General features: G+C 59.3%; 10 protein-coding genes and 1 pseudogene. 1 reads left to right on the plus strand and 10 read right to left on the minus strand.

Annotated elements, in window-relative coordinates:
• Positions 1-364 precede the first annotated feature (364 nt).
• The 10 genes from Q322_RS0119285 to Q322_RS0119330 all read right to left on the minus strand — a co-directional run bounded on the left by Q322_RS0119285 (position 365) and on the right by Q322_RS0119330 (position 5,670).
• Complete coding sequence (locus Q322_RS0119285; RefSeq protein ID WP_029479482.1) at positions 365-613, minus strand: hypothetical protein; 249 nt, start codon at positions 611-613, stop codon at positions 365-367.
• On the minus strand, positions 603-1,214 hold the full coding sequence (locus tag Q322_RS0119290; RefSeq protein WP_029479483.1) for a ParA family protein: 612 nt from the start codon (positions 1,212-1,214) through the stop codon (positions 603-605). Before Q322_RS0119290 ends, Q322_RS0119285 begins: the two co-directional genes overlap by 11 nt.
• 69 nt (positions 1,215-1,283) lie before the next feature.
• Positions 1,284-1,931, minus strand: coding sequence for a zeta toxin family protein (locus tag Q322_RS0119295; protein ID WP_051668789.1), 648 nt, complete (start codon positions 1,929-1,931; stop codon positions 1,284-1,286).
• A gap of 3 nt (positions 1,932-1,934) precedes the next feature.
• Entirely contained in the window at positions 1,935-2,225 is a 291-nt protein-coding gene (locus Q322_RS0119300; RefSeq protein ID WP_029479485.1) for a hypothetical protein, read from the minus strand.
• A gap of 76 nt (positions 2,226-2,301) precedes the next feature.
• Complete coding sequence (locus Q322_RS0119305) at positions 2,302-3,240, minus strand: tyrosine-type recombinase/integrase (RefSeq protein WP_051668790.1); 939 nt, start codon at positions 3,238-3,240, stop codon at positions 2,302-2,304.
• A complete protein-coding gene (locus Q322_RS0119310; protein ID WP_029479487.1) occupies positions 3,240-3,629 on the minus strand; it encodes a hypothetical protein in 390 nt (129 codons plus the stop codon). Before Q322_RS0119310 ends, Q322_RS0119305 begins: the two co-directional genes overlap by 1 nt.
• Positions 3,626-4,222: a hypothetical protein gene (locus Q322_RS0119315; protein ID WP_029479488.1), complete on the minus strand. Its 597-nt coding sequence runs from the start codon at positions 4,220-4,222 to the stop codon at positions 3,626-3,628. Before Q322_RS0119315 ends, Q322_RS0119310 begins: the two co-directional genes overlap by 4 nt.
• Positions 4,222-4,566 (minus strand): hypothetical protein, encoded by a 345-nt coding sequence (locus tag Q322_RS0119320; protein ID WP_029479489.1) that lies wholly within the window; start codon positions 4,564-4,566, stop codon positions 4,222-4,224. Before Q322_RS0119320 ends, Q322_RS0119315 begins: the two co-directional genes overlap by 1 nt.
• Positions 4,567-4,777: 211 nt before the next feature.
• Positions 4,778-5,368 (minus strand): helix-turn-helix domain-containing protein, encoded by a 591-nt coding sequence (locus Q322_RS0119325; protein ID WP_156953179.1) that lies wholly within the window; start codon positions 5,366-5,368, stop codon positions 4,778-4,780.
• Positions 5,365-5,670 (minus strand): hypothetical protein, encoded by a 306-nt coding sequence (locus Q322_RS0119330; protein ID WP_156953180.1) that lies wholly within the window; start codon positions 5,668-5,670, stop codon positions 5,365-5,367. Before Q322_RS0119330 ends, Q322_RS0119325 begins: the two co-directional genes overlap by 4 nt.
• A gap of 48 nt (positions 5,671-5,718) precedes the next feature.
• On the opposite strand from Q322_RS0119330, the pseudogene Q322_RS0119335 reads away from it, so the two are divergent.
• Positions 5,719-5,978: pseudogene (locus Q322_RS0119335) on the plus strand (IS6 family transposase); the annotation flags it as partial.

Raw genomic sequence — 5,978 nt, forward strand, 5'->3', positions numbered from 1 at the left:
TCCCAGCTCGTGCATGAGGGGCAAACCTTCCAAGTCCACATCTATGACCACGTAGCCGCTCAGTTGGCCCGTGACCATCCCCAGGCCGCGTGCGCGGACCCCCACCAGGTCTTGAGGTCTTCAGCAGTGGGAAGCTGGGTTTGCATGGGCTTCCAACTGGCCCTGAGTTCCCCGTCACCATTCACATAGGTGTGACCGGAGGCGATTAAGGCTTGCTTGTGGGGTTCTTTCGCCCACTGGCTGACGCCCCCGCCTGTGGGAATAATGCTGATCGCCTGGCGCACCAACTGACAGGCAGTTTCATAAATCTGTTAAGATTCGTCGTCGTACACAGCGTTCACCTTTTCGTGTTTTCACGAAAACACTATTTCAGGAGATCAGCATGGTCACGGCGTAAGTAGTCCGTTACCGCTTCTTCGAGGAGCTGGTACTGCTTGCGCTGTTCCCTAGCGCTGGCCTGCTTGAGCGCAATTTTGAGATCCCGGTGCATCTGGGTGGACAGGCTCTCCAGCACGTTTTCAACTTCTGGCCTGCCAACCTTCGTAGTGCCTGTCAGTTCAGGCGAGGGCTTCAGCACCTGCAACTGTTCAAAGCGGCTTTTTTTAACGGACATACGACAGCGCCTCCCGCATGACCGACTGGTATTCCAGCGCCACGGTCCTGGCATACCGGTTCTGGGTGTACGCCTCCAGAGGAATGCGCTGCTCAGCAGCGTCACCCACAGCCGTCGATTTCCTGACCATGCTGGTGAACACGGGAATGCCGCTCTCGGCGAGGTGTTCGCGCAGTTCCTCGCCCCGGCCCCCCTCATTGACAACGACTAAAACCCGGAAGTTCTGAATCCCAGCGTCTACCAGTGGACTGAGAGTATTGGCCAATCCGGTGGCCGAGACCCCTTCAGGGCGAGTCGGGACGATCAGCAGATCGCTGGCACGGGCCAGGCTGACCAGATCGTGTCCCTGTTCGTTGCCCTTGCTGTCAATGACCACGTACTCGTAGCCCTTCATCCGTTTGGTGGCCTCCCCGTCATAACGGGCCACGTCAAAGGACCACGCCGGGTTGTCGCTGCTGCGCCAGGCCACGGCGCACTGCAATTCCTGATCGGCGTCAAGCAGCAGCGTTTTCCCCTTCTTACCGAGTCCCTGAGCAATCTGAATGGCCGTGGTGGTCTTGCCCACACCGCCTTTCATGTTGGCAATACTGAAAATTTCCATGCCTCACTATAGTGCTTTCACTAAAAAAAGAAAACACGAATTCGCGGAAAAGTGATTTCATGAAGACGATCAATCTTCCAGATCACGCTGGACACGCGGGCTGAATTGCTGCGTGACAGCGTGTGAGCGCCCGATGCTCTCGGCGGTTTGCATCTGCGGGAACTCGCTTTCGAGGGCAGTCCTGATATGCCCTGGCAACTGAGACGTCACGGTGAGCTGCCCCTGGTGCATGGCCCCCACCATCACAAAATCGCTGCTCTTTTCGGCGGAGACGTACAGGGCCGCAACGTCTGCACGCTTCATGGCTTCTGGCAAGTTTTCCAACACGCGGGGGAGTCTGCGCTTCAGATCCCTGTCCGAGATGTTGTGGCCGCCCTGCAACACACGGTTGTCAATCCTGAGCCGGGTGTCCTCGCCAGGGTGCGGGATGATAAAGGCCAGATGCACGTCATAACCCTGCGCTCTAGCCCGGTCCATCAGCGTGAGGGGCTGTCTGGCAGAGAGCGTGGTCTCCACAGCAAAACTCTGACGCTGGGTCAGCGCTGCCTCCTGAGCCTGAAGTGCGGCCCTCGCTCCCCCCACATTTGCGGCGTTGTTGAATCCCCGCCCCTGCGCCCCGGTGAGCTGATCGGGGTCTATGGTTCGCAGCTTGCGGGCCTTGACCAGCGTGCTTTTTCCGGCTCCATTTTCTCCAGCGATCACAGTCAGCGTGGGCACTGCTTACCGCGCCGCCGGAGTCAACTCTCCCAGGATGTCAAATGCGTACCGCTCGAACTCGCCCTCAGCGTCATACACTTCGCGGCGCTTCACGGCGATGCGCCGCCCACTGGGATACTCGACAACCTGCTGGCCTTGCTCTCCGTAAGTGATGGGGAGACCTTGCATCAGGAGGTCAGTGACGTGAGGCGCATAATCGAGCAACATCAACTTGACTCGCATGGTTTCGGGCAATGGATCACTGCGGAACATGATGTGGGGATTTTGCACGGGTGCGTTCATGGCATCGGTCATGGGCTTTTCCTCCTGAATCATTATTTCACGAAATCACTAAAACATGTATTCGCCAAAACACTATTTCACTAAAACATTAAAGAATATCCGGTAGGCTGGCTGCCGCCGCCGCGAGGCGTTCCGGCTCCAGGTGGGCATAGATCCGGGTGGTGGCAATACTCTCATGCCCCAGAATCTCCTGCACCTCCTCCAACCTGCGGCCCGCCTTCACCAGTGCCGTAGCGTGCGAGTGCCTGAGCTTGTGCGGGGTGCATTTCTCGGGGGCCAACCCTGCCCGTTGTCCCGCAGCCTTGACCACCCGCTCAATGCTGCGCGCCGTGATCGACTGACCCGCTTTCTGGCCCCGCAGATGGCAGAACACGATGGGACTCTCTGAGATGTAGAGCTGGCGGAATCCCAGCCACTCTTTGAGGACCCGCTGGGCAGTGGGGGAGAGGAAGATCGTTCGCTCCTTATTCCCCTTGCCGATCACCCGTATTTTGTGAGGCGTTCCCTCAAACTCGAACTCCACATTCTCCACCTTCAGGCTCAGTGCCTCCGCGATCCGGCAGCCGGTCCCGTAGAGGAAAGCAACGACGGCCCTGTTCCGCTTCGTCTGCTCCGGGCTTGCGCCTTCCACCGCATTCAGCAGGCGCGACACCTCGCCGGGGGTCAGGTACTGAGGCTGGCGGCTGGGCAACTTGACCCGTTTGATCTCGGTGGGGCCGGGCTGCATGGTCAAGCCCTGTACGTCGCTGAGGTAGCTCCACAGCTTGCGCCAACTGGCCAGCAGGCGGCGGTTTCGCGCTGGCTCCGGCTCTTGCTGGTCCACGTAAGCCCGCAGGTCACGGGTCTGCACGTCGCTCCAACTCATGATCTGGGGACGGTACTCAGACAGCCAGTTTGCCAGTCGTGAGCAATCCGCCCCGTACTGCCGGATGGTGCCTGGACTCAAGCCCTCTTCTCGCTTGAGATAAGCAGCGAAATCTTTAAGCACATCGGTCAGCATCGAGGAAGTGGCATGGGTGGAGGTCATCAGTGAAGCCCCCCTAGTGCTGATTTCTCCTCTCTGTTCGGCTCGCCGTACTGCGGTCCCTCGCGGCGCAGCTCCTCCACGGTGGCCGTCCATGAGTCCGGCACCGAGAAGGGGGGCGCGTGCTTCAGCCCTTGCCAGTGCATGACGGCCTCCCGGCTGCCATAACACTCCAGCGGGAAGTCCTGGGCCACCATCGCCAGGATCACTCCCAGCGCGGCGCGGTTCTCGGCGTCGGCGCTGCACGCAGCTCCAAAAGCGTCACCGCTCAGCAGGTGCAGGGAAAAGCCGGAAAGGACGCCCGAGCCGTGGTTAACGTGCAACTCCAGCAGGTGCGCGGTGGTGGCCGGGATCTGGTCTTGCCAGCGGGCCGCAATCGTAAACGGTTTCATCGCTGCCGCTCCAGCTCCAGCAGCTTGCGGATATGTTCGGCGGTCAGTTCCAGTTCGCGGGCCAGTGAGCGCAGGCGTTCGGCCTTCGCCTTTTCGTCCACATCTTTGATCAGAAAGAGGAAGTCGTGAAATGCACTGGCCGACTTAAACGCCCGCATCTCTTGGAAGGGCTGTGAGACCTCATCCGACTCTGCGGCGGGTGAAGTGTAGACGCTTGGCTTGGTTTCCAGTGGATGGATAATCTCGCCCTGGCTGTCCGTAATCCACCACTGTTTGAAGCCGTGTGTAATCGAACTGCTGATATTGCGCCGTCCGCACTGCCGAATGAGTTCCGGCAGATCATCGCTCTCCTCGTGCGGGTAGCCCTTGTCATACTCTGGTCTCGCGTCATACCGCCTCAACCCGTATGGACCTTGGGGATACCAGGTGGAGTCCTCCGGGTCCAGTTCCAACGTTCTTTCCCAGAGAGGCTCCCGCCGGGGGTGGTAGTCCTCTGGATCTAGCTCCAGCGTTTTGGGAAATGTATCGTTCTTTTTTTGGAGCTGTTCAGAGCCGGTGGCCGCGCCCTGGTTCTGGCCGCTCACGCTCTGCATCAGTTCACCGCCTTTGCACGGGCGTCCTGCTGCTCCTGCTCGTAGTCGTCCCAAGTCTGCGCGCCTTTGACTGTGGCCTGAATATGTCCTCCGGTCCACTCTTCATAAGTTATGGCGTCGGCGGTGATCTCCAGCACCAGTTTGCGTTTGCCGTGCTTGGCGGCCTGATTCCACAGGCCCGCAATTTGTTCAGGGAGGACAAAGCCCCAACTGCAACCGGGATCGACGGCCCGCTGCCGCTGCAACATTTCGGCGGCCAGGGCTTCAGCTTCCTGCCGGGTCTTGCCGCAGCGTTCTAGAAGATCGGCGAGGGCATTGGATTCAGCGTTGGGTTGGTCCGTCACAGGTCAATCCTCCTTGTTTTGCTGGGATCAGAATATCATGCTTGAGTTTCGTATGTCGTAAAATAAAGGTTTTACGACAAGCAAGCGCGAGACATATTTTCAGCCTTGGTCCATGCCTGTCGGTAAAAAAAGGCCAGGCGGGTTTATCGCCTGGGATGGTTCGTGGTGCTGTTGTCGTAAAACTCTCTAAGATGTCGTAAAACACGCGACTTCACGAACCAGCTTTGGCGGCCTTCGCCTTGGGGGTCCGGGTCTTGGACCCGACTGTTTGATGCACTGGCCCCTTGCTGGGCTTCCCAGGAGCGTCCTGTTTCTCAAAGCGCCGAAATGCGTTGTAAAGCGTTTCGCGGCTGACGTTCATCGCGTTGGCGATCTCCGTTTTGGTGCGGCCTGCTTCCAGCCATGTTTTGGCAACCTCATACTGCTCCCGGCTCACCCGGCTCTGGTTGGCCGTCACCGCCTGCCCTTCCGGCATAGCGGGGACTTCTTGCGGCTCCTCTTTGTCCCAGAGAATCTGAGACAGCTCCACATCCAGGGCTTCAGCGAGGGCCAGGCACATCTTGAGCTTGGGCGTCACGCCCCGGTAAAGCCACCGAAGCAGGCTGGTTCCAGCGCCAACCTTCTCCGACAGCTCGCCAACCTCCAGGCCGCGTTCCTTGCGCCACTGGTTGAGGGTCTTTTGTTCTTTCATATATACTCGCCGCGTTCCTTTAACTCTGTCTGAGGGGAATGGGCCTGTCCGCCGTGGACAGGCTCTTTTCATTGTGCCATGTGTTGCCGTGTTCGTCAGGTTCGTATTCATGCGCTGGCCTCCTGTGGGTCCTGCACGGGCGCAGTGGTTTCGTGGTGGTAAAAGGGTTCGCGGGCCTGGGCCTGCTCCGGCGTGAGCTTGCCTCTCCAGACCTTGAGACTGGAGGACACCACGGCCCGGTACTGAAAACTGCGCGAGTTGCGTTTGCCGGTGGGAACCACCCCAAACCTCGCGCCGTCGTCGGGCCGGTACAGGCTTTCAATCTTGACCACCTTCCCCGTCACCCACTGCTGACTTCTTTCCTCGTCTTCTGGAGTCTCGGCGTGCCACATCCGAATGTGGAGCGTCAGCACTTCGCCCGGTTGTGTTGCCTTAACCGGACTGGGGTAGGCTGACCATCCGTGACCGACGCCAAGCCCTACCGACACCGCTTCCCAATGATCATCATCCAGCACGCTGTGTGGCTGTACCACCGCTTCCCGCTCAGCTACAGAGATGTTCAAGAATTGCTGCACCAGCGCGGCATTCAAGTCAGCCATGAGACCCTCCGCGAATGGTGCATGAAATTCGGTTCCCTGTTCGCAGAAGGACTGCGCCAGCGAGAACCCCGGCGGGGTTCCCGCTGGTACCTGGACGAGGTCTGCACGACGGTGGATGGCGT

This window comes from Deinococcus frigens DSM 12807, from assembly GCF_000701425.1.
Classification (GTDB): domain Bacteria; phylum Deinococcota; class Deinococci; order Deinococcales; family Deinococcaceae; genus Deinococcus; species Deinococcus frigens.

What these genes read in the sequence shown, in the direction of transcription:
- Q322_RS0119315 (WP_029479488.1), bottom strand. Translation starts at nt 4,222, where the DNA reads ATGCAGAGCGTGAGCGGCCAGAACCAGGGCGCGGCCACCGGCTCTGAA.
- Q322_RS0119285 (WP_029479482.1), bottom strand. Translation starts at nt 613, where the DNA reads ATGTCCGTTAAAAAAAGCCGCTTTGAACAGTTGCAGGTGCTGAAGCCC.
- Q322_RS0119325 (WP_156953179.1), bottom strand. Translation starts at nt 5,368, where the DNA reads ATGAATACGAACCTGACGAACACGGCAACACATGGCACAATGAAAAGA.
- Q322_RS0119290 (WP_029479483.1), bottom strand. Translation starts at nt 1,214, where the DNA reads ATGGAAATTTTCAGTATTGCCAACATGAAAGGCGGTGTGGGCAAGACC.
- Q322_RS0119300 (WP_029479485.1), bottom strand. Translation starts at nt 2,225, where the DNA reads ATGACCGATGCCATGAACGCACCCGTGCAAAATCCCCACATCATGTTC.
- Q322_RS0119305 (WP_051668790.1), bottom strand. Translation starts at nt 3,240, where the DNA reads ATGACCTCCACCCATGCCACTTCCTCGATGCTGACCGATGTGCTTAAA.
- Q322_RS0119310 (WP_029479487.1), bottom strand. Translation starts at nt 3,629, where the DNA reads ATGAAACCGTTTACGATTGCGGCCCGCTGGCAAGACCAGATCCCGGCC.